The following is a 24,263-nucleotide window of genomic DNA, read 5'->3' on the forward strand; positions in this document are numbered from 1 at the left end:
TAGATGACACGTAGTTTACAAGCGCGCGGCCATGACGGAACGCAATGCGGTGGCAAGACGCTCATTCGCTGCGGTTGCCCGATGTCTCGCAGCCCGGGGCCCCGCCTGGCCGTATCGAGCAGGTCGCGCATGCGAGTGCATGGCCGCCTCTTGCGACGCAGATCGCTCAGGCCCGCCTGCATTCTCGTGCCGGAGCAGACCACATCACCATCCAGCCATGCACCCGGCAGGCAGGCACCGTATCGCCAGGCGACGCATGCAACGTGGCCTGCATTGCGCCCGGTGCGTGCGCTGGCCGATCAATCGCGCGCGCATGCCTCGCTCGTCACCCCATCCTCCACGATCGACCCAAAGCACTCAGCGCGACGCACGGTCCAGCCAGCATTCCAACCCTTGCGCATTGAGTTCGATATCGATGGCCAGCAACTGCTCCACCGCCGCATCGTCCAAGCGGCAACCATGTTGACGCGCGCGCTCCAGATACAACTCGGTCAACGCCGCCACCATGCAGCGGTGACGGTCCGCACGTGCTGCGCAGCCCAGCGCAATCTCGGTCATCGCATGGATCTGCTGCGTCAATGCGCGCGCCAGCGGCTCGGGCGCGGTGACCCGGCCGTAATGGGTGAGATACATCGCCTGCGGCGCAGCCTCCATCAAGCGGGCGATCGACTGCAGCATCGCATCCGGCTCGAACTGCACCGGCGAGGACGTCGGCAGGATGAAGGCGCCTTGCGCGCTATCGAGCTGGCGATACGACAGCCCGAACGTGTCGCCGGTGAACCAGCTGCGACTGCGCGCGTCCCACACGCATAGATGATGGCGCGCATGCCCGGGCGTATCGATCGTGCGCAGCGCGCGCTCGCCCAGCAGCACCGATTGACCATCCACCGCCTCCACCACGCGCCCGGCCGGCACCGGCACGATCTCGCCGTAACTGCGCGCCATTTCCGCCTCGCCATACACCGCGGTAGCACCGGCAATCAGGCGTGCGGGGTCGATCAGATGCGGCGCACCGCGTGGATGCACCAGCACGCGCGCGTTGGGCAGATGCTGCAGCAAGGCACCGGCACCGCCGGCGTGATCCAGGTGCACATGGGTCAGAATCAACCACTCCACCTGCGCAGGCGTCAGTCCGGCGCCCTGCACTGCCGCCAACATGTGCGGCACCGACAGCGAGGTCCCGCAATCGACAAACGCTCCGCGTTGCGCCTCGACAATCAGATACGCCGCGTCGAACTGCACGCCGCCAAAGCCGGTGTCGATGGTGTGGATGCTGGAATCGGCCGATGCTGTCATTCCTGCTCCGTGACGATGAAGACAGCCGCAGTGTAGGCGCAAGCAATGCGTGCGCGGTGTGCCGACGGTTCCAGGCAACGATGCGTTAACGCAAGGGATTCAACCACCTGACAGGCGACGTGATCGACCTCGGCGCCGCACGCGGATGCAATCAGCGTGCAAGGCTGCCGCCGTCCCATGCGCGCGCGCCTGGATCACGCGTCGCGCAACACCCGGATCGCCGCAAGAATCGCATCGACAGGCACCTGCGCATGCACGCCCGGCAGCTGCAGATCGCTGGCCTGCGCGGCCTGTTTCAACCGTGCGATCAACTGCCCTGCATCGCGCGGCGAGGCAAAACCGTCGCTCTGCAACAGCAGTGCACCGGCCCCATCGTTCAACTTGAAATAGAACTGGCCATCGTTGTCGCGGTATTGCTTGAACACCGGCAAGGCGATCTTCTCGCCCGCCTGCGCGGCCGCAGGACCGGCCTGATCGGATAGATCGCGCAGACCCACCGCATTGCGCAGCTCGGCCAGCAGTGGCGTGGCATAGCGCGCACGCAGGCGTGCACCGCCGGCGCGCAGAATCGCTTCGATCTTGGCCGGCTCGGCCATCAATGCTTCGTAACGCGTGCGCAGCGGCGCGATCTCCTGGTCGATCCGCTCGAACAGCTGTTGCTTGGCGTCGCCCCAGCCGATGCCGTCGGCGAAGGCCTGCGCAAAGGCCGCCGTTTCCTGCGGCGTGGCAAAGGCCTGGTACAGCTGGAACAATGCCGACCCCTGGGTGTCCTTGGCTTCGCCGGGCGCGCGCGAATCGGTCAGGATGGAGAACACCAGCTTGCGCAGCTCCTCGCGCGGGGCGAACAGCGGAATCGTGTTGCCGTAGCTCTTGCTCATCTTGCGGCCATCCAGGCCCGGCAAGGTGGACACCTGCTCGTCGATCACCGCATCGGGCAAGGTGAAAAAGTCGCGGCCATACACATGATTGAAGCGCTGGGCAAAATCGCGTGCCATCTCGATGTGCTGGATCTGATCGCGCCCCACCGGCACCTTGTGCGCGTTGAAGATCAGGATATCTGCCGCCATCAGCACCGGGTACATGAACAAGCCGGCGCTCACGCCTGCATCGTCGTCCTCGCCGTCGGTGCGATTCTTGTCCACCGCCGCCTTGTAGGCATGGGCGCGATTGAGGATGCCCTTGCCGGCCACGCAGGTGAGCAGCCACATCAACTCGGTGGTCTCGGGCACATCGGACTGGCGATAGAACCAGACCTTGTCCGGGTCCAGGCCGCAGGCCAGCCAGCTGGCGGCGATTTCCAGCGTGGAGCGCTGCGTGCGCGCCGGGTCCTGCGCCTTGATCAGGCTGTGCAGGTCGGCCAGGAAGTAGAAGCTCTCCGCGTCGTCGCCGGCGCTGGCCTGGATGGCCGGGCGGATCGCGCCGACGTAGTTGCCAAGGTGCGGGGTGCCGGAGGTGGTAATACCGGTGAGAACGCGAGTGGTCATCTGCGTAATGCCAGGGAGTCAGCGCGCAAGTTTAACGGTTCCGCGTGCTGCCCATCCCATCATCACCGACGGCCTCCCTGCCAGACGCGCAACGGGCCGCACATGGCGGCCCGCCGCGTGTATCGGGACTGGGCACGCTCGCTCAGCCTTGTGGGAGCGAGAATGCCCGTCGATCAGGTGTCGTCGCGCAGCGACTTTTCGAACGCGCGGACCTCGGTCTGGGCGCGGTCGCGGTCCCAGCCATAGCGCTCCTGCAGCTTGCCCTGCAGGTATTCTGCATTGCCTTCGGCAACCTTGAAATCGTCGTCGGTGAGGTCGCCCCACTTGGCCTGTGCCTTGCCTTTGAGCTGGGTCCACTTGCCGGAAATGATGTCAGTGTTCATTGCGTTGACTCCGCTGATGCGGCCGCGATTGACCGTGCCGACAGGTTGCCCACGCCGGCGTTTGTTGTGCATCAAGAGGTGTCAAGCGGGCGATCACCGCACTGAACAGGCGCGTGAAGTGGCTTTGCTGCATCGGCCGGTACGCGGGGCGTACTGCGGCCCTGCGCTGCACATCGGCCGAAGCGCGCCGATGCCGGACAAAAAAAAACGGGCCTTGCGGCCCGTTTTTTGCTGCATGCGGCGTCAGATCACTTACGCGCTGCGTCTTCCACCTTCTCGCCGGCGCCCTGCACGTCTTTGCCAGCACCTGCGACGGTGTTGCAACCCGACAGCATCGCGACCGAGAACATCGACAGCACCAGCAGCACAATTGCACGCTTCATAGCAAACTCCTTCGTGGGTAAAGCGGCGTGTTGCCGCAGATCAATCACATCAAACACGTGCCACGCGACGGTGACGAATCAGCACTTACCGTCGCTGCATTTTTCGGCCGTCTTTTCGACCTTGTCGCCTGCGCCCTGCATGTCCTTGCCGGCGCCGGCCACGGTGTTGCAGCCAGTCATCACGCCGGCCGAAAACAGGCCCAGCACCATCAGTGTCAGCAGTCGCTTCATCAGCTCTTCCTCGGTCTGCGCCCGGTGCCAACGCACCTCGCTTGGCGCCAAATCTGACTGCGCGGACGTGGATTTGATGTGAACGAGGGCCTGCCGCGTTCAGCGCTGGATCAATCTCGCATCAGGGTCGACTTGCCGAACAGGCTTTCGACCAGATCCACTGCCAGCTCGGCGGTGGCATTGCGGTTGTCCAGTACCGGATTGAGCTCGACGATATCCAGCGAGCCCATTCGCCCGGTGTCGGCAATCATCTCCATCACCAGCTGCGCCTCCCGGTAGTTGGGGCCACCCGGCACCGTGGTGCCCACGCCCGGCGCGATGCTGGGGTCCAGGAAATCCACGTCGAAGCTCACGTGCAGGTGGGTGTCGGCGCTCATGCCCTGCAGCGCGGCTTCCATGGTGCGCTTCATCCCGGCTTCGTCGATGTAACGCATGTCATAGACGTCGATGCGGTGCTGCTTGATCAGGCGTTTTTCTTCCGGGTCCACCGAGCGGATGCCGATCTGCCGGACCTGTTCGGGCAGCAGCGCCGGCGCACTGCCGCCCAGATGCGTCAGCGCCTGCGGGCCCAGCCCGCACAGGCAGGCCACCGGCATGCCGTGCACATTGCCGGACGGGGTCACGTCGCTGGTGTTGAAATCCGAGTGCGCGTCCAGCCATAGCACGCGCAGCGGGCGCCCCTGCTCGCGGCAGTACCTGGCCACCGCGGTGATCGAACCGATGCCCAGGCAGTGGTCGCCGCCCAGCATGATCGGCATGCGTCCGGCCTGCAGCTCGGCGTAGCTGGCGTCCATCAGTGCCTGGTTCCAGGCGACCACCTCGTCCAGATGCCGGTAACCGGCCTGCGGCGCCTGCCAGGGATTGCGCGGACCGTCCAGGTTGCCCAGGTCGCGCACCTCTACGCCACGGCCGATCAAGGCCTCCTGCAAGCCGGCGATGCGCAGCGCCTCCGGCCCCATCCGTGCGCCGCGGTGGCCAGCACCGATGTCGGTGGGAACGCCAATCAGGGAAACCGGCACGTACTGCGTTGCCATGTATTGCTCCAGCATCGATAAAGCCGTGCAGTCTAGTGGCGCGCCCGCGCAGTGACGCGCGGCAGCGCAGCACGGCATGCGGATTGCATCTGTCTGCAGACACAACGAACGGGTTTAGATCTGCCTCGACGCGCCGCTACAGTGACGTGCCACGGCAGTTTGTGGCGCGCTGGACTTTGCACATTCTGCTTGTCTGACCGCCCAGTTAAGCGCCTGAGGCTGGTGTGACTGCGCTCCAATACCTCGATGGTATGGTGCGCCGGCCAGCGCAGGACACACATGACGTACGCGCTCGGGCCATCAGCAACAGGGGAGTTTCATGCCGCATAACGCCGTCAACCAGGTCGTCAAGGCTGCCGTGGGCGAGGTCGCGCGGGCGTCGCATCAGTACGACCTGCACCGGATCGGGCGCGAATTCGCGCAGACCATCGAGCGCGAGCCGGGCATCCGGCTGTTGATGCTGTCTACCGCCGATGGCCGCGCCATCACCGAGCAATCCAGCCTGGGTGTGGACGGGCGCCGCCTGGCCGCGATGGCCAATTCGTTCCTGACCTTGGGCGAGACGCTGGCGCGCGAGTCGAGCCTGAGCGAGGCCGATTACGCCACCATCAGCACGCGTGGCGGGCAGCTGGTGCTGATCCGCATCCGTGCCGACAAACCGCTGACGCTGACCGCCGTGGGCGGCGCCGACCTCAATGCCGCCGCACTGCTGTTCAACGCGCGCGATTGCGCAGGCCGCCTGGCCACTGCACTGGCGCAACCAGCCGGCTGATGCCGTTGGCATTGTTCGTGCTTGCACGAGCGCACCGATTTCTTTCTCACCGTTTGGAAGGGGACCACCGATGTCGAAACTCAATCTGGAACAACTGCATTCACTCGCCGGTTTTGTCGGCGCCGCGCTGGTCGACAGCGACAGCGGCATGGCCCTGGGCATGACCGGCGGTACCGAACTCAACCTGGAGCTGGCTGCGGCCGGCAACACCGAAGTGGTGCGTGCCAAGCGCCGCATCGCCGAGCAGCTCGGTCTGCACGACACGATCGAAGACATCCTGATCACGCTGTCGCGCCAGTATCACCTGCTGCGTCCGCTCGAAAGCAACGGCACGCTGTTTCTGTATGTCGTGCTGGACCGCGCCAAGGCCAATCTGGCCATGGCACGCCACGAGCTCAAGGCATTCGAAAAGACCCTGGATTTCGGTTGATGCCTGACCGGCGGCGCATCCGCGTCGCCGAGCCTGCCTGCCGGTGCGGACCGGCAGGCGTTGCCGTTCTGTTGCGCCCCGACGGCGCCCTCCCATGACCACACTCATTCACGCCATGCGGGTCGCCACGGCCGGCCTGGATCTGCTGCACACCACGCGCCTGAAACTGGCGTGCTCGCTGCTGCTTGCCGAGCGCATCGACGTGCAGCTGGGCGAGTGGCCGCAGCATGCGGCCGACGTGGTGGTGCTGGGCCTGGAAACGGCCGACGGCCTGGCCGCATGGCAGGCATTGCAAGGCCAGCCGGTGCGCGTGTTGGTGGTTTCGCGCACGCCTGTCGCCGGCGCGTGGCTCAAGCACGGTGCCACCGTGCGCGAACTCAACGAGCAGATGCGTCTGCTGCTGTCCTCGCCACATACCGCGCAGGTCGCCGAACCGGCGCTGCTGCTGCGCCATTGCCGCGGCGAGTTCGGCGCAAGCCCGGTGCTGCTGCGGCATGCGCGCCTGCAGGTGCGCGTGGATCCATCCAGTCGCTGCATGCACCTGCCAGCCGGCGTGTCGCTGCCCGAGCTCGTGGCCGCGCTGGACCGGCCCGGTTGGCAGCGCGTGGCCGACGACGCCGATGCCGCACTGACGCAACACCTCTCCTTCGAAGCGCTGTATTTCGCCTTGCCCGAGCACCTGCGCCCCGCGCTGCCGGCAGTGGAACCCAGCCATGCGTTGCAGCTACGGCAGTGGCCGGAGCTCAGCGCAGAGACCAGTTCGCCTGCGCACCTGCTGGCCATTGCCCATCTGCATGCGCGCCCGTGGCGCCCGCAGGCGCTGGCCAATGCTTGCAAGCTGCCGCTGCAGACGGTGGAATGCCTGTTCGCCGCCGCACTTGCCAGCGGCCTTGCCCAGACTGCGGAGATTCCCGTGCCATCAACGCCGCGTCGTCCGGACAGCAGCAATTCCCGGTTCTTTTCCTGGGTCGCACGTCGGTTTGGCCTCTCTCTTTCTCAGGCGCAGTCATGAGTCTTCCAGCCAACAAACTGGTGTTCGTTGGTGGCATGGGCGCCGGCAAGACCACCGCGGTGCGCGCCATTTCCGACGTGGAGCCGGTCAGCACCGAAATGCCGCTCAGCCAGGATGCCTACGGCGACAAGACGTACACCACGGTCGCGCTGGACTACAGCTCCATCGAGCTGGAAGACGGCGAATTGCTGCACGTCTACGGCGTGCCTGGGCAGAAATATCTGGATTTCATGTGGCCGCTGGTCTGCGACGGCGCACTGGGCGTGATCGTGCTGACCAATGCGCGCGACCCGCAGATGCTGCAGGCCACCCTGGCGCTGCTGGGTGAGTTCTCGCAGATCGCACCGGACGCCAGCCTGGCCGTGGGCATCACCATGACCGACGAGGTCGAGGACTTTCTGCTACCACCATTTCGCGATGCGCTGGCAGCCGAAGGCTTTCGTATTCCGGTGATGCGCGTGGATGCGCGCTCTGCCACCCAGATCACCTTCCTGGTGAAATCGCTGCTGTCCTATCGCTATACCTCGGCAAGCTGATCGCCGGGGCGCGGCTGCGGGCTGGCGGTGAAGCGCGCAAGAATAAACAAGGAATCCGGTCACGACGGGCCTGAGCGGGCGTCACGCGGGGGATGCCGCCTCTAGGGTGGCGGCGACGCGTCCTTCTTCCTTGAAGCCAGAAACGCGACTCGGTCGTACTACGAATGAGCGCTGCGTCTGACTTATTCAGTATGCCGAGCGGACAGAGGCCGGGACATCGGGACATTCCCGACATCGCGCAAGACATACCCGTGATACAGCATCGGCAATAGCGACGGCGACGACTGCTGCATGCCAACGGTGTGCCGTCATCGCCGCCGGCCTGCCCAACGTGCGCATGCCTGGTCGAGGTCATCGCGCACCCGCTTGCGGTGCCGTGCTCGCTCCAACGCCCGCCGCAACTGCCTGGTGACCGCCCCTGCCAGATCGCCGGCTACTGCTGCATTGCCACGATCAGATAAAGTAGCGCGATGACAATCGAACTGAAGCCCGGCGGGCTATTGATCGCGATCGAAGGCATCGACGGCGCCGGCAAGACCACGCTTGCGCGCAGCCTGGCGGCCGCCTTGCAGACAGCTGGCGCACGCGTGGTCTCCAGCAAGGAGCCGACCAACGGCCCCTGGGGCACGCAGTTGCGGCAATCCGCCGCCACCGGCCGCCTCAGCGCCGACGAAGAAGCCGAGTTGCTGATCCGCGACCGCCACGAACACGTCGACACCTTGATCGCGCCGGCGCTGGCACGTGGCGAGATCGTGATCCTGGACCGCTACTTCCCGTCGATGGTGGCCTACCAGGGCGCTGCCGGCTTGCCGCTGGACGCGTTGCTGGAGCGCAACGCCTTCGCCCCGCGCCCGGACGTCCTGCTGCTGCTCGACCTGCCGCCGCCCACCGGCCTGGCCCGCATCCGCGCCCGCGGCGACGCGCCCAACCACTTCGAAACCCAGGACAACCTGGAACGCTGCCGCGCGATCTTCAACGGGCTGCAATTGCCCGGCAAACAGGTGGTGGACGCCAGCGCCGACGCCGATAGCGTGCTGCGCCAGGCGCTGACCATCGTCATTGCCGCCCTGGCCGAGCGCCTGAGCAACGACGCGCATGCAGACGCCGGCAAGGCCGCGCTGGACCTGCTGTCGACCGGCCGCCCGGCCTGATCGCCACGCCGGGGAGATGTCGCGTGCTCTGGCGATCCGACCAGACACGCCGACGCAACATCCACGCCTCACATCGATAACGCCCTCCCATGACCGAGCCCCTCTCCCGCCAGGAGCGGGGTTGGGATGAGGGTACGGGCACGCAAGCCACGTCGATGTCACCAGAACGCAACACCGATAACGCCCTCCCATGACCAAGCCCCTCTCCCGCCGGGAGCGGGGTTGGGGTGAGGGCATGGGCACGCAAGCCACGTCGATGTCACCGGAACGCAAGCCGATGTCATGGCGACGTCGCCGCACGCAGATGTCTTGCGAATGGGCCTGGCCGCCGGCGCGCCACGACCTCGTCCGCTCGATACTGCCCTTACGAAAAGTAGCGAAACGCGCGCCGCGTCTGTTCTGGCCGGACTAGATATTGGGTGCGGGAACCGCATGCGACGACATCGACGCCACCGCCAGGCATTCAACGCGAAGGTCGAGCTGCTCACGGGCACGCGCACGCTCCCGCATGAAACAGACACGACGCAGCGAGCGTGCCAGCAGCACCCGCGACCGAAAGCTTGATGGGAGTGTCCAAGATGGTGCCGGCACCCGGATTCGAACTGGGGACCTACCGCTTACAAGGCGGTTGCTCTACCAACTGAGCTATGCCGGCACTGGTGGGCGCATTGCGCGCCGGTGCGCATTCTAGCGCAGCGCGGCGCAATCTAGCGATCGTTGACGCGTTGCACCTGCAGCGCTCTGCAAGGCCGCGGCTGCCGCTGTGCTGCGCACATCGATCCACCAACGCGATTGACCGCTGCCGCTGGGCACCAACTGCGCCGGAAAGCCTGCACTGACCAGACTGGCCTGGCGTCGCTCGGCGCGCTCGCGGCTTTGATACTGCCCCAGCGCAACCGTGTTGTCCTCGCCCTGCGCAATCACGTAGTAGTCGCCGATGCCGGCGGCCGCAATGCGCTTGACCAGGGCCTGCGCCGCGGCGCGGTCGCCCACGTTGGGCAACATCACCCGGAACGTGCTGACCCCGGCGTCGGTATCCTCGCGCACGCCGGCGCGGCTGGCCTGGCCGCGAATACGCGCCAGTGCGGCATCGGCTTCGCTGCGCGCCGCATACGGCCCCACGCTGACGCAGCGCTCCGGGGCGGCCGGCGGTGTCGGCGCTGGAGCCGGCTTGGCGAGGGCGGTGCTTTCGTCAACAGATCTGGTAGCGCCGGTCGCTGCCGCTGCCGCGTCGGCAGCACGCGGGGCGGTCTGTGCCACCGCCGGCGTTGGCACAGGCGCCGGCGCTGCCGTCGCCGCAGCGGCCGGCACAGTGGAATCAGCCGCTGCAGCGGCATCCGGCGTTGCGGCGGTCGCCGCTTCGGGACGCGGCGCCGCTGCTGTCGCCCTGGTCGGCAACATCGGCAGCAGGTCCAATCGGGCAACCCCGGACGGCTGCGGCGGCGCGGCCGGCGGCGCTGGCGGTGGCTGCAACGCCCACCACAGTGCCACCCCGGCATTGAGGATGATCAGGACAACGATGAGCGCGCGTACGTACATGCGCCGAGTTTAGAGCGTGTCATGTGGCTTGGGGCGAGTGCGAAGCGTCCGGTGCCGCGACTGCAGCATGCGCGCAACGCACGCTCGGTGCGCCACTGCCCCCCTTGCGGCGGCCGGCAGCAACGCGCAGCTGTGCGTAGGGCTGCGACGCCGGCGCGCCAAGCAGCCGGCCAGGCCGCCACCGCAGGATATCCATGCGGACCACGGGTGGCCTGTCCAACCTGCACAAGGCAGCGCTTTACGGCGAGGACGAATGCATCGCCCAGGTCGCCAGTCCGTCCAGTACCAAGGCCGCGCGGAAGCTGGCATCGGGCAACAACGGCAGCAGCGGGGGCGCGCCGCCGCCATGCACCAGCAGCCGCACCGGCATGCCCAGGCGACGCTGTGCGTGCTGCAGGCTGCGCTCGATCAGCGCCACCGCCGCGCCATCGCAGCCGGAGGCCAGCGCGTCGTCGGTGTCGTTGGCCAGCTCGACATAGGCTCCGCCGCTGGCCGGCAATTGCACCGCACGCGCATGCAGCGCCTCGCGCATGGTGGTCGGCGAGGCAGCGATCCGCCCGCCATGGTGCTGCCCATCGGCACCGAGCACATCGATGGTCAGGGCGGTGCCCACCCCGGCCACCAGCACCGGCGCATCGCCCCGTGCGCCCAGCAAGGCCAGAAACCGATCCACCCCGAAGCGGCCCGGGTCGGCATAGGCAATGCGGATGCCGGCGCATTCGGCCATGGTCCGCACGATGCGTACCTGCTCGAAGCGCTCCTGCAGGCAGGCGATCATCCGCTGCGTCAATGCGGGCGCCGCCACGCTGGCCACGTGCGCAATGCGCCCGGACGGCAGCGCCGACAGCGCGGCCGCATCCATCGCTTCGGCGCCGTGCGCCCACGCCTGCACATCGCCGGCGCGGCTGCCGCGCAGCGGTGCGTATTTGAAACGCGAATTCCCCAGGTCGAACAACCACTCGCTCATGCAGGTCTCACACTGACTTCTCCGGAGTGGAACAGGCGCACCGTTTCGCCCAGTTGCACCCGCAATGCACCGTCGGCGGCCAGGCCGAGCGCGATACCGTGATGCAGGGTGCCGGCTTCCTCGACCTGCACGGAGCACCCGCTCAGCACATCCAGCGCCGCATACCGGTCCAGAAACGGCGCCAGCCCCTGCGCCTCGAACAGGTCCAGTGCCGGCAACAACGCCGACAACACCGCGGCAACCACCGTATCGCGCGCCACCGCACGGCCCGCCAGGGTATCCAGATCCACCCAGGGCTGGTCGATGCCGGCGGCAGCCGCTGGCGGCATGTGCACGTTCAAGCCCAGCCCGATCACCGCACGCGCGTTGCCGGCCATCTCGCCACCGCCTTCGATCAGCAGCCCGCCCAGCTTGCGTCCGCGCGCCAGCAGGTCGTTGGGCCACTTCAGACCGACATCGGCAAACCCGCACCCGCGCAGGGCTTCGGCCACGGCCACGCCTACCGCCAGGCTCAGCCCGGCGAGCTGGCCCAACCCGCCACCGAAACGGCGCGATGCCGATAGATAAATGTGCGCGGCCAGCGGCGAGGTCCACTGACGACCGCGTCGACCGCGCCCGCCGGTCTGGCGCTCGGCCAGCAACACAGACACCCCGCGCTCGGGTGGCGGGCGTGCCAGCAACGTGGTGTTGGTGGATTCCAGGGTCCAGGCCAGCTCCAGCGCGGCCAGGCCCGCTGCCGCATCGGCCGCCATGGCGGCACGGATACGTACCGCGTCCAGCAGGTCCAACGGCGTGGCCAGGCGGTAGCCATCGCCTGCCCGTCCGTCGATGTCGACACCGGCCGCGCGCAGGTTCTGGATGCGCTTCCACACCGCGGCACGGGTCAACCCGGCATCGCGCGCCAGCGCATCGCCGGACAGCCGGCCGCTTGCAAGTTTGGCCAGCAACGCGCGGTCGTCCACGGCAACGGTTCCCAAATCGATCCGTGAAAGTATGCGCCAAGCCTTCGCAGCCGCCCAGCGCGGCTTGCGTGAGGGAGTGAAAAGCGCGTTATGATCGGCGACTCACGCCGCTTGCCCTGGATGTGGACGATGCGCCGACTCACGGTTTGCCTGCTGTTCTTGTTGGCTCCGCTTGCCGCCCTGGCATCGGACCAGTTGATCGACGGCGATCATGAGAGCTGCGTCAGCACCAACTCGGCCGCACGCGGCAGAACGCCCAATGGCGAACCGGCACCACCGGCACGCGCGCCGCAGCACAAGCCGGCACCGGCAACCGGCGGTGGTGGCAGCGATGGAGATGCCCTGTTCCCGCGCATGCGCATGATGCCGCGCTGGCACAGCTTTCTGCCGGGCATGTTCCGCTGATCCAGTGGTTGACGCGCTGGCTACGCCGGCCGCCGCTCGACGTTCCTGACGCGCTCTGGCAACCGGTGTGTGAGCGCTGCGCCTGGATCGCCGCGCTCGATGCACAGCGCCAGCAACGTCTGCGTGCGCTCACCGCGCAGTTCCTGGATCAAAAGACCATTTCGCCGGTCGCTGGATTGCAGCTGCAGCCGCACGATCATGTCCTGCTGGCTGCCACCTGCTGCCTGCCGTTGCTGGAAATCGGCGCAGCGGGATGGCGCGGCTGGTCGCAGCTGATCGTCTATCCGGACGCCTTCCGAGTGCAGCGCACCCACATGGATGCGGCCGGCGTCGTGCATACCTGGGACGACACCCTGATCGGCGAAGCATGGGAGCAGGGGCCATTGATCGTCAGCTGGGCCGATGTGCAGGAAGACCTGCACGACCCACGCGCCGGCTTCAACGTGATCGTGCACGAGATGGCGCACAAGCTCGATGCGCTGGATGGCGCGCTCGACGGCACGCCGCCGTTGCCACGCCAGGCGCAGCGCCGCTGGGCGCGCGATTTCCAGCAGGCCTACGTTGCGTTCTGTCAGCGCGTGGAGGCAGGCGAAGACACCGAGATCGATCCGTACGCAGCCGAGGCACCGGAAGAGTTCTTCGCGGTGGTCAGCGAATATCACTTCTCGGCGCCGCAGGTGCTGCAGCGATGGATGCCGGAGGTCGCCGTGCATCTGACCAATGTGTACGGGCCGTCGCCGTTCGCGTTGCAGACGCAGACGCAAGGTTGATGGCGCCGCATGATGGTTGCGACCTGCTTTGCACGCAGCCATGTCGATATCTCACGGCGCGAGCGCTGGTTGCTTGACGACGGTCGCGCCAGCCGCGTGCGTGCGCACTGAGCTGGGGCCTTCGGGCCCGCTGCAATGCAAGTGCTTGGCCACAGCTCGCATTTGGTCGTCACGTCCACAGGGGCAATGCAACAAGACTCAGCGCGAGGATGCGCATTGCAGACACCGCGCACCGTTCGATGACGCGATGTGATTGAGCCTGATTACACCAATCCAAGATCACGCGGCGTCGCGCCTGGAAACACGCGCTCCAGCTGTGCAGGCGACAAGCCCCACAGCCGCTGTAATACGCCACCGAACACGCTGCGGTAATTGCTGAGCACCGGGTAGTCGCGGTTCTGCAGCAGATGCGCCTGATCCACCGCAACCTGCTCGCCGGCGATGCGGCCGCCGCGCACGCCACCGCCCAACACCCAGTACGTGGTGCCATGCCCGTGATCGGTGCCCTTGCTGCCATTCTCGCGGAAGGTGCGGCCGAACTCGGAAATCACCACCACCACCGTCTCGTTCCAGGCCGGGCCCAGCGCATCGGCATACGCGGCCAGCCCTTCGCCGAGATTGCGCAAGTTGTTGGCCAGTCCGCCCGCAACACTGCCCTGATTGGCATGCGTGTCCCAACCGCCGACATCCACAAATCCCAGCCGATACCGCTCGCGCATCAAACTCGCCATGCGCCGGGTTTCGTCGGCAAAGGTGCGCGCGCTGGCAGCGCCACGGCCGGCCTGCTCCATCTCTTCGCGTAACTGCGCGGTGACCTGCTGGCGCAACGCAAGTCCTTCGCGCGCTGCCGTCGCCAGCGGCGTGGCGTCGTACATCTGCGACAGGATCTGCGACTGACGCGCATCCAGCCCACCCTTGCCGATGCCGCGCAGCGAGACGTTGGGCAGATCGCCGCCGCCCTGAAAGGTCAACGGCAACGAATCGGTGAAGGCGATGGCCGGCACGCCGCTCAGGACGCCCGACAGCCGCGCCATGAACCCGGAGCGGTAATCGCGATGCTTGCCGGCTTGCCCGGATTCGATGTCGTCCTGGGTTTCGAAGTGGCTGCGCGACACATCGTCGGTGCCGGCAAACGGCACAAACGCCAGTTGATTGCGCTGCCACAACGGCAGCAAGGCATCGCGCATTACCGGGTTGAGCCCCCATTGCGCGTCCAGCGCGATGGCGCTGTCGGGATTGGCCGCATCCGGCCGTGCAATCGCCAACGTGGGCCGCGACTGATAATAGAAATCGCTGCCGTGCGGCACCAACAGATTGTTGCTGTCGTAGCCGCCGCGCAGGAACACCACCAGCATGCGCGCGCTATCGCGTGGCGCGGCAAACAAGCGGCCGGCCCAAGGCAGACTTGTGGCTGCAGCGGCAGAAGCAAGCAGGAATTGACGTCGTTGCATGGTGTACTCCCATGGCGATGACTGCATCGCACTCGGTGAATCAGCGTCGGTGAACCAGCGATAGGAATCAGCGATAGTTGAAGTCCGGCGACGCCAGTAAAAACCCGTTCCATTCCGCCGGCGAGCGCGCCTGCTCCAGCGCCTGCTGCGTGCCTGTCGCCAGCGATGGCGCGATCCAGCGATACGCCGCGCGCGTGTCGATGCGCGTCAGCGGCGGAAGCGGCGTGTCGTTGTCGCCATCGCGCCGGAACAACTGCTTGGGGCCGCTGCCGAGTGCGCGCGCCACCTCGAATCGGCGCGCCAGTTGCCCGGAGCTGGTCCACGCCTGCGATTGCAACGACCACCCATCCGGGGTGATGCGCCCGAACAGGGGCTCGCCGAGTTGCTGCACCCAACTGGCCATCGGCCCGGCATTGATCACGGGCGGGTCTTCATAGGCCAGCCGCATCGCCGACACCACGAAGCGATTGGGGTCCTTGAACTTGCGCGGTTGCGCCTGTGCAAATTCCGCAGAACTCACCATGGCCTGCATGACCTTGCCGATATCGCCATCGCTGCGCTGGAAGACATTGGCCATCCGCGCAACCAGCGCCGGCGGCGGCGTGTCGCTGACGAAGTACTCGGCCATGCGTTGCGAGACGAAGTGCGCACATGCCGGCTGGCGCACCAACACCTGCACGGCACGCTCGATCTCATCCAGGCCACCGCTGGCAATCCGCTGACCGAGCAGCAGCTTGTCGCCGGGCTGATGGCGCGCCGGGTTGAATTCGAACACTCCCTTGCGCACCGCCTGTGGCTGGCCAGGCACGGTCGCCGGCACCGGCGGGGCGCCATCGGCCTTGATCGGCACCAGGCCCGCGCCGGTCAGGATCAACGCGAGTTGCTGCACGTCCTGCTGGGTGTAGCCACCCTGCACGCCCAAGGTGTGCAGCTCCATCAGCTCGCGCGCGTAGTTCTCGTTGACCTTGCCCTTGGCATTCTTGGCGTTGTCCAGATACTCGAGCATCGCCGGGCTTTGCAGCGTGGCCATCACCAGGTCGGCGAACTTGCCGGTGGCATTGGGACGGATCGCGTTTTCCATGTAATCGGCGGCCATCCACTTCACGCGGCCTTTGTCGGCGTACACGCTGAAGTGATTGAGCCAGAACCACACCAGTTGCTCGCGCAGCTGGTCCGGTGCATATACCGCACGCAGCAGTTGCGCCTGACGCGCCTGGGTGAGCATTTGCCCGCCGCGCGCCTGCCAGTCCTTGCGCAAGGCCACTTTCTCATCGCCATCGGGCATGGCCTGCAGCCGGATCTTGTCGGCCTCGTAGCGCCTCAGCAAGGTTTCCAGCGGGGTGTGCAACGCATCGAAGCCCTGCAGCTGTGCGCGCACCGGCGCCGGTAACGCAGCATCGTCGCTGGGCTGGAGCAGCAGCGCGCCATAGCGTTTCGGGCCGAGCCGCTGCAACTGCGCTGCGCCATCGGCATCCACACCGTAGGTGGCACGTTGCAGCCAGCGCGTCTGGGTCGGTGTCAGCGGCGTTTCGGCAGCGTGGCCGGCCGCAGCCAACGCGCAGCCGGCGAGCAGCAACGCACGGCCCCAGGTGCGCGGCCATCGCCGTGGCAAAGGGCGCGTTTGCGCGCAAGAGACGTGTGCAACGCGCTCGATCATGCAGCTCTCCATCGCAGGTGCCTGCAGCCGGACCAGTATGGTCAAGCAAACGTTCGAGGCGTTAAACGGTTGTCGGAGCCGTGCAGGCCATTGCCCACGGGTTCATCCGCACACGCAGGCGCGTCACAACCCCGGGGGCAGGGTCACATCGAAGCGGGCGCCACCCAGTTCCTGGGAGCGCACCACCTGCAGTTCACCGCGGTAGGCCTTGATCAGATCCTGCACGATGGACATGCCGATACCGTGCCCCTGCACGCGCTCATCGCCACGCACGCCTCGTTGCAGGATCTTGGCAACATCCTCCGGCGCAATGCCGGGGCCGTCGTCTTCCACCGACAGGATCAGGCCGGCACGCCGGCTGCCGGTTGTCGGGCCGGGCTGTGCGGTCAGCAGTACCCGGCTGCGCGCCCACTTGAAGCCGTTTTCCAGCAGATTGCCCAGCAGTTCCTGCAGATCGCCCGGCTCGCCATGAAAGCGCGCATCCGGTGCGATATCGAACTCGCACAGCACGCCCTTGATCGAATACACCTTTTCCAGCCCACGCACGATTTCTTCGGCGGACGGCTCGATCTGCAACGGGGCTGCAAACAGTTTGTGGCCGCTGGAAGCCGCACGCGCCAGCTGGTACGACACCAGGTCGTTCATGCGCCGCAGCTGCACGTCCATTTCCTTGTGCAGGTCGCGCTCGGAAGCGCCGCTGTCGAGCTGCGTGCGCAGCACCGCGATCGGGGTCTTCAGGCTGTGCGCCAGATCGGCCAGCGTATTGCGTTGACGCTCGAGGTTGTCGCGCTCGCTCTCGATGAAGGCGTTGATGCTGTCGGTCAGCGGCTCCAGCTCGCGTGGGTGCTGCTCGCTCATGCGCTGGATCTCGCCGCGCTGCACCTTGGTCAACTCGTTGATCACGCGCCGCAGCGGGCGCAGGCTCCATTGCAGGATGAAGGCCTGCAGCACCAGCAGCACCACGCCGGCACTGCCGAGGTAAAACCACACCGCGCCACGGAAGACACGCAGCTGCGCGCCCATCGAGCGCGCGTCTTCCATCACATAGATGGTGTAAGGAATCTCGCCGCCGTGCTCGCGCTCGACGTAGCTGACACCCAGGCCATAGCGATACAACTGGCCCAGGCTGCCATCGATCTGGGTCATCTCCAGCGGGCCGATGAATTCTTCCTGGCGCGGCTCCAGCATGCGGCCATGCGGAATGTTCGGGCCTTCGGCCGACATCGAGGTCCAGCTCTCGTCCGGACGCACGACTTCCACGTACAGACCGCCGCCTGGCACATCGAAGCGCGGGTCGGGCGGTTGCCCGCCGATGTAGATCGAGCCGTCACGCACAAAGTCGATGTTGGCAGCGTAAGCCGAGGCGTAATTCTTCAGCCGCTCACGCAGGTTCTTCTCGGCAGTGTCGGCAAAAGCCACATCCAGGGCGTAACCGGCCAGCGCCAGGAAGGCCACCAGGCTGAGGCTGGCGGCCAGCAGCTGGCGCGCCTGCAAAGAGCGCGGGCGCCAGCGTTTGTACCACTTGGAGCGCATCGGCACCTAAGTCTTCCTGCTTGCCGACGCGCGGACTCAGCCTTCGGTGCGCGGAATGGCGAAGCGATAGCCCCGACCACGCACGGTCTCGATCGGCTTCAACTCACCATCGGGGTCGAGCTTTTTGCGCAGGCGACCGATGAACACTTCCAGCACGTTAGAGTCGCGATCGAAGTCCTGCTGATAGATATGTTCGGTGAGGTCGGCCTTGGAGACCAATTCGCCGGCATGCATCATCAGGTACTCGAGCACCTTGTACTCGTAACTGGTCAGGTCGACGTTGGCGCCGTTGACGCTCACCGTCTGCGCCGCCAGATCCAGTGCCACCGGGCCGCACTCCAGCGTGGGCTTGCTCCAGCCGGCGGCACGGCGCAACAGCGCGTTGACGCGAGCCAACAGCTCTTCGACGTGGAACGGCTTGACCAGGTAATCGTCGGCACCTTGCTTGAGGCCTTCGACCTTGTCCTGCCAGCTCGAACGCGCGGTCAGGATCAGCACCGGGAATTTCTTGCCTTCGTCGCGCAGCGCCTTGATCAGCTCCATACCCGACATCTTGGGCAGGCCCAGATCGATGATGCCGACATCGAACGGCACTTCGCGGCCCATGTACAGGCCTTCTTCGCCGTCCTGTGCAGCGTCGACAGCAAAGCCTTCACGCTTCAGACGCGCGGCAAGGGTCTCGCGCAGCGGAGCTTCGTCTTCGACCAAAAGAATACGCATGCACTCTCCCTAGTAACGTTGTCGGCCCACGGCCGGGGAATTTATGAGACTGAACGCCGAACTATCTACGTTCAGTGGTTATCGTCGCGTGGTGGCGCGTCGGGAGGCGGGAGGCTGCGCGGTGGTGCGGCCTGCGTCTGCTCTGGCTCGTACACCGTGTGGACGCGCCCGTCTTTCATGTACTTGACCCGATTGAGGTTGCCGCCATCGAACGGCACACGCTCTGCCCCCAGGATCTGTCCACCGGTGGACCGCTGCACGTGGCGGATGGTGTCCGACAAGGTGCGGCTATTGCCGCGTGCCGATGCCGGCATGCCCTCGCGACCACCCTGCGCCATCGGGTACCCCTGGCTCCACGCCGACGGCGCTGCCGTGGCTACCCCGAGGGCAACCAGGACGACATAGCAAGCGCGGCTGAGCGAATGGGTCACAACGGGATCCTAGCGGGTTGTTCAGGAACATTCAAAATTCGTGAAACCGGCGATGCATCACAAACGGCCGGGCGACGGAAATTGAGCCAAATTCTTGATTTTTGGGGGTGAATCCGATCTGAACTTTTTAGCTTCGTGTTAACGCCATTCAGTGAAATGAATGTCACTGGGGGGCAGACGCCCTGCCAGCAAGGCTTTCGCTCCGGAGGCCAGGCCGCCAAACCGCAGCCAGCAACAGCCCCGATCTGCCAATTCAGCGAATGCAAGCGCCGGGCCAGTCACGCAACAATGCGCCAGGGCTGGCTGTCGGTCCGCTGCAGCGCCTGCTCCACCAGCTCCCAGCCTGCGCCCGGACGGTGTGCGCCCTCGCTCAGGACCTGGCGAAACGCCCGCCCGCCCGGCTGCCCATGGAACAGGCCAAGCACGTGCCGGGTGATGTGCTTCAGCGCCAGCCCGTGTTCCAGTTGCGCCTCCACGTAGGGGCGCAACGCACGCAGCAACGCCTCGCGCGGCTGTTGCGGGCGCTGGGTCAATGCCGCATCGAGCTGATGCAGGACATACGGGTCGTGGTACGCGGCGCGACCGAGCATCACGCCGTCGGCCTGCTGCAGGTGCGCCAGCGCCGTATCGACGGCGGCGATGCCGCCATTGAGCACCACCGGCAAGCCGGGACGCTCCTGCTTGAGGCGATACGCCCAGTCGTAGCGCAGCGGCGGCACTTCGCGGTTTTCCTTCGGCGACAGGCCCTTGAGCCAGGCGTTGCGGGCATGCACCACCACCATCGCCGCGCCGGCCGCGACCACCTGGTCGACGAAGCTGGCGAACACCGCGTAATCGTCATCGTCATCCACGCCCAGACGGCATTTGACCGTGATCGGCAGGTCGGTGGCCGCACACATGGCAGCGACACACTCGGCCACCAGCGCAGGCTCGCGCATCAGGCAGGCTCCGAAGCGCCCGGCCTGTACGCGGTCGGACGGGCAGCCGCAGTTGAGGTTGATTTCGTCGTAGCCCCATTCCTGCGCAATGCCGGCCGCCTGCGCGAGCAGTGCCGGATCGCTGCCGCCAAGTTGCAGCGCCAGCGGGTGTTCGACCGGATCGAACCCGATCAGCCGCGTGCGATCGCCATGGATCACCGCGTTGGCATGCACCATCTCGGTATACAGGCGTGCGGACGGCGCCAGCAGGCGATGGAACACCCGGCAATGGCGGTCGGTCCAATCCATCATCGGGGCGACGGACAGGCGCAGGGAGGCGGCGTAGCGATCGGCGGAAACGGTCATCGACGGTTGGCCGCAGCGAGCGGCCATTGGAATGCGAAGCAGGATCAACAGCTTACACGGGCATCGATGAATCTGCGGCAGTGCGGCATGGCAGGCGGGGGCTGCGTCGATCGCCAGGCCCGGTTGCACGATCATCTGGTCGCTGCGTGACGTGATCGGCCCCGATCACCTGGCCGAATTCGAACATTCCGTGCGGTTGTGGATCCCGCTAGGGCACTTGGGCGGCCAGCAGCACGGCGACGTGATGCCGTGGGACGGGGCGAACGACATTGCGTTGGCGCGTGTCCCCCGCTCGCCGAGTACGAGCGCTATCGGGTGGCATCGCTACAGGATGCGGAGTGTCTGTCGGCGTTCGCCGCTGCAGAGAACGCGGTGCATCGTCAGTGACGAGCGCAGCGTCCTTCGTCCGGTGCTGGCGTCACGCTGCGCGCGCTGCCGGACGAGGGTGCCATTACGGGTTGCGGAAGCCCACACGCTCTTCGGCGCTCAGCGGCTTGCCGAGGGCGTGATAGGAAGCAGCCAGGGTGATCAGCGACGTGCCCATCACGGCGTAGAAGGTCCACGAGGTGGCCAGCACATGCACCTGGCCGAATACCAGCGCGACGACCGCAGTGGCGGTGCACAGCACCATGGCGAGCAGGGACATCAGAAAAGGGATGGAGGGATCGATCTTCATGGCCGGGGGGTTCCAAGGTGCGATAGCTCCAGCATCGGCGTTCCCGGCCCGTTCTTGAACTGTTTTGCGCGCTTTTTTTGAGCGAATTTCAAGCAAGTCAGCGCGCGCTCAGTTTTATGTCAAAGCCTTGGCGCACAAGGGTTTCGACGTCAGAAATCTCCTGACGGGATGGCGGAAAAATCATCACCGGCGCCAGACTTCCAGCGCAGGCGCGGCGGAAAACCGACGAGATCGACGTCACGGTTTGGCGTGGTCGAAACGAGGCCACAGGGCGCGCGATCGCGGCTGTCGTTGCAGGGAAGGCTCGCGCCGGGCAGACGCCCAAGGTGCGACTACCAACCCGGTCAGCCGCGTGTCCGCCAGGGCGCTTGCCGGAACCGTAAGACACCGTGGCCAGTGGCTTGCGGAGCCATCCGGACGAGGCGGCGCACCGGATTGGATGATCTACCGTCGCCTGTCCACAACTGGCGCGGGGGACGAGGAACGGCCGGCAACAACGTGGCGGGCAGTCACCAGATCGGTGTGGACGGCACACACGCACGGCAAGGTTGTACGAGCGATACATGCGCAGCGACGCCGCGGACGCGCGCCTGGCGGGCGCACAGCTCTTGTGAGAGCTGCCCTGCACCTGCCTGCGTACCCGCCTGCGTTGACCGCGCACCGGCCGCGATCATTGCGCGCTATCGATGCACTGGGACCTGCCGGCACCCGTAGCCGGCAAGGATGGGGTAGATGCGTACGCCCTGGAACCGCCGCCGCGTCTGCGCGGTCAATGCCGAGCCGCACCTGCCTGAGCGCTGCGCGGCAGTGCGACGCGACGGAATCATGTTGGCCGCTGACGCGCGCCAAGCGCGATATCAGCCGGAGCATCAGCACGCGTGACGGCACCAGCCGGCTGGCACGTAGTGCGACGGACCATGGTCCACGCCGCGAGGTGTCACGCACTATCAAGCGCGGCTTGCGCAGACGCGCAACTGACACAGCGCGCAAGGCATGCGGGGCGCTCGACCAGCCCGATCAGCGGGCCGGGGCGGTGGCGAATTCGCCGCGCTGCAGCTTGGTCACGTCGTTGCCCTGCCCGTCCTTGAGGCTGAGGTCTGCGCCCTTGGCGGCGAGGTCCTTGAGCACGTCGGTGCGTTGGAACAGCGCTGCGTACATCGCCGCGGTCTGGCCGGCGTTGTTGCGTTGGTCGGGGGCGCAGTCGGCCTGCATCAGGCGCTTGGCGATACCGAGCTCGCCCTTGAAGATCGCGCCCATCAGCGCAGTGTTGCCGCGCTTGTCCTGCGCGCAAGGGTCAGCGCCGGCACTGAGCAACTGGTCCACCGCCGGGCGTTGGCCGTGGTAGGCGGCCAGGATCAGCGCGGTATAGCCCTTCTCGTCGCGAGTATTGAGGTCGTAATGCGAGCGGATGAACTCGGCCAGCATGTCCTGGCGACCTTCGCGCGCGGCATCGAAGAAGTACTCACGCAGCTGCCGCTTGATCTGCTCTGGGCTTGACGTGGATGAAGTGGGCGCTGCGGGCGTGGCAGACGGCGAGGCAGCGATGGCTGGCGCGCACAGGGCGCTCAGCATGACCAACAGCAGGGTGCGCATATCGCTCTCCCAAAACGGGGACGGCACCGCGGCATGGCCGCGATGCCGTCGGATGGATCAATCCTGCAGGCTGGAGGCCAGCTGCTTGACGCGCGCCAGGTCGCCCTTGGCAACGCGGGTCACGCCAGTGCCGTACTCGGGGTCGGCCTTGTACAGGAACGACAGCACCAGGTGCTTGCTCTCGGTATCGGTGGTGGCCAGCGACTCGCCGAAGCTCTGCACCAGATCGGCACGATCCTTCTTGCTGTAGGAGCGGTACAACTCACCGGCCTGCTTGAAGTTCTGCTCGCGGGTGATCTTGGCCTGCTGCGTGGTGCCCGACAGCGGCAGTTCGCTGTAGCGTGCGGCGGTGTCCTGCGGACGCGGCTCCAGGCGGCTGGGCTCGTAGTTCACGCCACTGGTGGTGTGGCCGTTATTGCCTTCGCCATCCTGGTTGCCGTTGTTGACGGCCACGCGCGGGCGGTTGACCGGCAGGCTCAGCCCGTTGGCCCCGATGCGATACAGCTGCGTGTCGGCGTAGGAGAAGATACGGCCCTGCAACAGACGGTCTTCAGACGGTTCGATGCCCGGCACCAGGTTGGCCGGCGCCATCGCCACCTGTTCGGTTTCCTGGAAGAAGTTGTCGACGTTCTTGTTCAACACCATCTGGCCGACCTTCTGCTCCGGCACGTCCGGCCAGATCTTGGTGGCATCGAGCGGGTCGAAATCGAACTTGGCCAGGTCTTCGGGCTTGAGCACCTGCACGTACAGGTCCCACTTCGGGAAATCGCCCTTCTTGATCGCACCAACCAGATCGTTGGTCAGGTGGCTGTAGTCCTTGGACTGGACCGCGGCAACCTGCTTGGGATCGAGGTTCTTGATGCCCTGCAGCGTCTTCCAATGGAACTTGACGTAATGCACCTCGCCCTGCGCGTTGACCAGCTTGTAGGCATGCACGCCGTTGCCATCCATGAAGCGATAGCCGGCGGGGGTGCCTTCGTTGGAGTACAGCAGCGTCAGCGTGCGCGTGCCTTCGGGCACGTGCGAGAAGAAATCGAAACGACGCGAATCGTCGTCCAGGTTGGTGCGCGGGTCCGGCTTGAACGCGTGGACCATGTCGGGGAACTTGATCGCATCGCGGATGAAGAAGGTGGGGAAGTTGTTGCCGACCAGATCCCAGTTGCCTTCGCTGGTGTAGAACTTGGTGGCGAAGCCATGCGGGTCGCGCAGCGTTTCCGGCGAGTGATTGCCATGCACCACCGAGGAGAAACGCACGAACACCGGAGTCTTCTCGCCGGCGCTGAACACCTTGGCCTTGGTCAGGCTGGACAGATCGGCAGTGGCGGTGAATTCGCCTTTGACGCCGGTACCGCGCGCATGCACCACACGCTCGGGAATGCGCTCGCGATCGAAGCGCTGCAGCTTCTGGATCAGCTGCACGTCCTGCAGCAGGGTCGGGCCGGTGGCACCGGCAGTCTGCGAATTCTGGTTGTCGCCCACCTTGGCGCCGTTGTCGCGGGTCAGCACAGATTGGGCGAAGACCGGTGGAGCGATCAGTGTGGGGGCTAGCAGGGCTAGCACCATG

25 protein-coding genes and 1 tRNA gene are annotated in these 24,263 nt (G+C 66.1%); 7 read left to right on the forward strand and 19 right to left on the reverse strand.

Translation table 11 applies throughout. The annotated features are described in order from the left end of the window. Positions 1 to 357 precede the first annotated feature (357 nt). The 6 genes from Y887_RS15685 to rocF form a co-directional block, all read right to left on the reverse strand. Positions 358 to 1,296, reverse strand: a complete 939-nt coding sequence (locus Y887_RS15685; RefSeq protein WP_046965236.1) for an MBL fold metallo-hydrolase — start codon at positions 1,294 to 1,296, stop codon at positions 358 to 360. Between the two features lie 194 nt (positions 1,297 to 1,490). Then, positions 1,491 to 2,780, reverse strand: coding sequence for a tryptophan--tRNA ligase (locus Y887_RS15690; RefSeq protein ID WP_046965237.1), 1,290 nt, complete (start codon positions 2,778 to 2,780; stop codon positions 1,491 to 1,493). 173 nt (positions 2,781 to 2,953) lie between these two features. Beyond that, positions 2,954 to 3,163, reverse strand: coding sequence for a CsbD family protein (locus tag Y887_RS15695; RefSeq protein WP_016904514.1), 210 nt, complete (start codon positions 3,161 to 3,163; stop codon positions 2,954 to 2,956). A gap of 248 nt (positions 3,164 to 3,411) precedes the next feature. After that, a complete protein-coding gene (locus tag Y887_RS15700) occupies positions 3,412 to 3,546 on the reverse strand; it encodes an entericidin A/B family lipoprotein (RefSeq protein ID WP_005989324.1) in 135 nt (44 codons plus the stop codon). Between the two features lie 78 nt (positions 3,547 to 3,624). Next, positions 3,625 to 3,777, reverse strand: coding sequence for an entericidin A/B family lipoprotein (locus Y887_RS15705; RefSeq protein ID WP_011348912.1), 153 nt, complete (start codon positions 3,775 to 3,777; stop codon positions 3,625 to 3,627). 110 nt (positions 3,778 to 3,887) lie between these two features. Further along, complete coding sequence (gene rocF, locus Y887_RS15710; protein ID WP_046965268.1) at positions 3,888 to 4,811, reverse strand: arginase; 924 nt, start codon at positions 4,809 to 4,811, stop codon at positions 3,888 to 3,890. Between the two features lie 319 nt (positions 4,812 to 5,130). On the opposite strand from rocF, the gene Y887_RS15715 reads away from it, so the two are divergent. The 5 genes from Y887_RS15715 to tmk all read left to right on the forward strand — a co-directional run bounded on the left by Y887_RS15715 (position 5,131) and on the right by tmk (position 8,712). After that, a complete protein-coding gene (locus Y887_RS15715) occupies positions 5,131 to 5,583 on the forward strand; it encodes a roadblock/LC7 domain-containing protein (RefSeq protein ID WP_046965238.1) in 453 nt (150 codons plus the stop codon). 70 nt (positions 5,584 to 5,653) lie between these two features. Next, the gene (locus Y887_RS15720; RefSeq protein ID WP_046965239.1) at positions 5,654 to 6,013 is read left to right on the forward strand and encodes a roadblock/LC7 domain-containing protein; all 360 of its coding nucleotides are present in this window, start codon (positions 5,654 to 5,656) and stop codon (positions 6,011 to 6,013) included. Between the two features lie 94 nt (positions 6,014 to 6,107). Further along, positions 6,108 to 7,025 carry a hypothetical protein gene (locus Y887_RS15725; RefSeq protein ID WP_046965240.1) on the forward strand — a complete coding sequence of 306 codons (918 nt, stop codon included), beginning with the start codon at positions 6,108 to 6,110 and terminating at the stop codon, positions 7,023 to 7,025. Next, positions 7,022 to 7,561, forward strand: coding sequence for a GTP-binding protein (locus tag Y887_RS15730; protein ID WP_046965241.1), 540 nt, complete (start codon positions 7,022 to 7,024; stop codon positions 7,559 to 7,561). The genes Y887_RS15725 and Y887_RS15730 overlap by 4 nt, the downstream gene beginning before the upstream one ends. 470 nt (positions 7,562 to 8,031) lie before the next feature. After that, entirely contained in the window at positions 8,032 to 8,712 is a 681-nt protein-coding gene (gene tmk, locus Y887_RS15735) for a dTMP kinase (RefSeq protein WP_046965242.1), read from the forward strand. A gap of 579 nt (positions 8,713 to 9,291) precedes the next feature. On the opposite strand, the gene Y887_RS15740 is transcribed toward tmk, so the two are convergent. The 4 genes from Y887_RS15740 to birA form a co-directional block, all read right to left on the reverse strand. After that, positions 9,292 to 9,367: transfer RNA gene (locus tag Y887_RS15740), tRNA-Thr, on the reverse strand. A 32-nt stretch (positions 9,368 to 9,399) separates the two neighbouring features. Further along, positions 9,400 to 10,251, reverse strand: a complete 852-nt coding sequence (locus tag Y887_RS15745; protein ID WP_046965243.1) for an SPOR domain-containing protein — start codon at positions 10,249 to 10,251, stop codon at positions 9,400 to 9,402. A 238-nt stretch (positions 10,252 to 10,489) separates the two neighbouring features. Continuing rightward, on the reverse strand, positions 10,490 to 11,218 hold the full coding sequence (locus Y887_RS15750) for a type III pantothenate kinase (RefSeq protein ID WP_046965244.1): 729 nt from the start codon (positions 11,216 to 11,218) through the stop codon (positions 10,490 to 10,492). Continuing rightward, positions 11,215 to 12,180 carry a bifunctional biotin--[acetyl-CoA-carboxylase] ligase/biotin operon repressor BirA gene (birA, locus tag Y887_RS15755; RefSeq protein WP_046965245.1) on the reverse strand — a complete coding sequence of 322 codons (966 nt, stop codon included), beginning with the start codon at positions 12,178 to 12,180 and terminating at the stop codon, positions 11,215 to 11,217. Before birA ends, Y887_RS15750 begins: the two co-directional genes overlap by 4 nt. A 90-nt stretch (positions 12,181 to 12,270) precedes the next feature. On the opposite strand from birA, the gene Y887_RS15760 reads away from it, so the two are divergent. Together Y887_RS15760 and Y887_RS15765 are read left to right on the forward strand one after the other, a co-directional pair. Next, on the forward strand, positions 12,271 to 12,585 hold the full coding sequence (locus tag Y887_RS15760) for a hypothetical protein (protein WP_046965246.1): 315 nt from the start codon (positions 12,271 to 12,273) through the stop codon (positions 12,583 to 12,585). 8 nt (positions 12,586 to 12,593) lie between these two features. Next, positions 12,594 to 13,355 (forward strand): M90 family metallopeptidase, encoded by a 762-nt coding sequence (locus Y887_RS15765; RefSeq protein WP_046965247.1) that lies wholly within the window; start codon positions 12,594 to 12,596, stop codon positions 13,353 to 13,355. Positions 13,356 to 13,618: 263 nt separating this feature from the next. Here Y887_RS15765 and Y887_RS15770 read toward each other — a convergent pair whose 3' ends face one another. The 9 genes from Y887_RS15770 to katB all read right to left on the reverse strand — a co-directional run bounded on the left by Y887_RS15770 (position 13,619) and on the right by katB (position 24,262). Continuing rightward, entirely contained in the window at positions 13,619 to 14,806 is a 1,188-nt protein-coding gene (locus Y887_RS15770; protein WP_046965248.1) for a DUF1501 domain-containing protein, read from the reverse strand. A gap of 67 nt (positions 14,807 to 14,873) precedes the next feature. Beyond that, a complete protein-coding gene (locus Y887_RS15775) occupies positions 14,874 to 16,382 on the reverse strand; it encodes a DUF1800 domain-containing protein (protein ID WP_104612418.1) in 1,509 nt (502 codons plus the stop codon). Between the two features lie 204 nt (positions 16,383 to 16,586). Continuing rightward, positions 16,587 to 17,957 (reverse strand): ATP-binding protein, encoded by a 1,371-nt coding sequence (locus Y887_RS15780; protein WP_181113371.1) that lies wholly within the window; start codon positions 17,955 to 17,957, stop codon positions 16,587 to 16,589. Between the two features lie 75 nt (positions 17,958 to 18,032). After that, positions 18,033 to 18,716 (reverse strand): response regulator transcription factor, encoded by a 684-nt coding sequence (locus Y887_RS15785; RefSeq protein WP_002808458.1) that lies wholly within the window; start codon positions 18,714 to 18,716, stop codon positions 18,033 to 18,035. 71 nt (positions 18,717 to 18,787) lie between these two features. Further along, entirely contained in the window at positions 18,788 to 19,054 is a 267-nt protein-coding gene (locus Y887_RS15790; protein ID WP_245879502.1) for a hypothetical protein, read from the reverse strand. A gap of 371 nt (positions 19,055 to 19,425) precedes the next feature. Further along, the gene (dusA, locus tag Y887_RS15795) at positions 19,426 to 20,430 is read right to left on the reverse strand and encodes a tRNA dihydrouridine(20/20a) synthase DusA (protein WP_046965269.1); all 1,005 of its coding nucleotides are present in this window, start codon (positions 20,428 to 20,430) and stop codon (positions 19,426 to 19,428) included. Positions 20,431 to 20,881: 451 nt separating this feature from the next. Further along, a complete protein-coding gene (locus Y887_RS15800) occupies positions 20,882 to 21,106 on the reverse strand; it encodes a hypothetical protein (RefSeq protein ID WP_046965252.1) in 225 nt (74 codons plus the stop codon). A 1,017-nt stretch (positions 21,107 to 22,123) separates the two neighbouring features. After that, positions 22,124 to 22,699: an ankyrin repeat domain-containing protein gene (locus tag Y887_RS15805; protein WP_046965253.1), complete on the reverse strand. Its 576-nt coding sequence runs from the start codon at positions 22,697 to 22,699 to the stop codon at positions 22,124 to 22,126. Positions 22,700 to 22,756: 57 nt separating this feature from the next. Then, on the reverse strand, positions 22,757 to 24,262 hold the full coding sequence (gene katB, locus Y887_RS15810; RefSeq protein WP_181113365.1) for a catalase KatB: 1,506 nt from the start codon (positions 24,260 to 24,262) through the stop codon (positions 22,757 to 22,759). Position 24,263: the final 1 nt, after the last annotated feature.

This window comes from Xanthomonas pisi DSM 18956, from assembly GCF_001010415.1.
GTDB lineage: Bacteria > Pseudomonadota > Gammaproteobacteria > Xanthomonadales > Xanthomonadaceae > Xanthomonas > Xanthomonas pisi.

Excerpts from the sequence above, each read along its gene's own strand:
- tmk (WP_046965242.1), top strand. The coding sequence starts at position 8,032 with ATGACAATCGAACTGAAGCCCGGCGGGCTATTGATCGCGATCGAAGGC.
- Y887_RS15750 (WP_046965244.1), bottom strand. The coding sequence starts at position 11,218 with ATGAGCGAGTGGTTGTTCGACCTGGGGAATTCGCGTTTCAAATACGCA.
- Y887_RS15760 (WP_046965246.1), top strand. The coding sequence starts at position 12,271 with ATGATCGGCGACTCACGCCGCTTGCCCTGGATGTGGACGATGCGCCGA.
- katB (WP_181113365.1), bottom strand. The coding sequence starts at position 24,262 with ATGGTGCTAGCCCTGCTAGCCCCCACACTGATCGCTCCACCGGTCTTC.
- Y887_RS15805 (WP_046965253.1), bottom strand. The coding sequence starts at position 22,699 with ATGCGCACCCTGCTGTTGGTCATGCTGAGCGCCCTGTGCGCGCCAGCC.
- Y887_RS15745 (WP_046965243.1), bottom strand. The coding sequence starts at position 10,251 with ATGTACGTACGCGCGCTCATCGTTGTCCTGATCATCCTCAATGCCGGG.
- Y887_RS15715 (WP_046965238.1), top strand. The coding sequence starts at position 5,131 with ATGCCGCATAACGCCGTCAACCAGGTCGTCAAGGCTGCCGTGGGCGAG.
- Y887_RS15705 (WP_011348912.1), bottom strand. The coding sequence starts at position 3,777 with ATGAAGCGACTGCTGACACTGATGGTGCTGGGCCTGTTTTCGGCCGGC.
- Y887_RS15685 (WP_046965236.1), bottom strand. The coding sequence starts at position 1,296 with ATGACAGCATCGGCCGATTCCAGCATCCACACCATCGACACCGGCTTT.
- Y887_RS15730 (WP_046965241.1), top strand. The coding sequence starts at position 7,022 with ATGAGTCTTCCAGCCAACAAACTGGTGTTCGTTGGTGGCATGGGCGCC.
- Y887_RS15695 (WP_016904514.1), bottom strand. The coding sequence starts at position 3,163 with ATGAACACTGACATCATTTCCGGCAAGTGGACCCAGCTCAAAGGCAAG.
- Y887_RS15800 (WP_046965252.1), bottom strand. The coding sequence starts at position 21,106 with ATGAAGATCGATCCCTCCATCCCTTTTCTGATGTCCCTGCTCGCCATG.
- Y887_RS15700 (WP_005989324.1), bottom strand. The coding sequence starts at position 3,546 with ATGAAGCGTGCAATTGTGCTGCTGGTGCTGTCGATGTTCTCGGTCGCG.
- dusA (WP_046965269.1), bottom strand. The coding sequence starts at position 20,430 with ATGACCGTTTCCGCCGATCGCTACGCCGCCTCCCTGCGCCTGTCCGTC.
- Y887_RS15720 (WP_046965239.1), top strand. The coding sequence starts at position 5,654 with ATGTCGAAACTCAATCTGGAACAACTGCATTCACTCGCCGGTTTTGTC.
- rocF (WP_046965268.1), bottom strand. The coding sequence starts at position 4,811 with ATGGCAACGCAGTACGTGCCGGTTTCCCTGATTGGCGTTCCCACCGAC.
- Y887_RS15785 (WP_002808458.1), bottom strand. The coding sequence starts at position 18,716 with ATGCGTATTCTTTTGGTCGAAGACGAAGCTCCGCTGCGCGAGACCCTT.
- Y887_RS15725 (WP_046965240.1), top strand. The coding sequence starts at position 6,108 with ATGACCACACTCATTCACGCCATGCGGGTCGCCACGGCCGGCCTGGAT.
- Y887_RS15790 (WP_245879502.1), bottom strand. The coding sequence starts at position 19,054 with ATGGCGCAGGGTGGTCGCGAGGGCATGCCGGCATCGGCACGCGGCAAT.
- Y887_RS15770 (WP_046965248.1), bottom strand. The coding sequence starts at position 14,806 with ATGCAACGACGTCAATTCCTGCTTGCTTCTGCCGCTGCAGCCACAAGT.
- Y887_RS15690 (WP_046965237.1), bottom strand. The coding sequence starts at position 2,780 with ATGACCACTCGCGTTCTCACCGGTATTACCACCTCCGGCACCCCGCAC.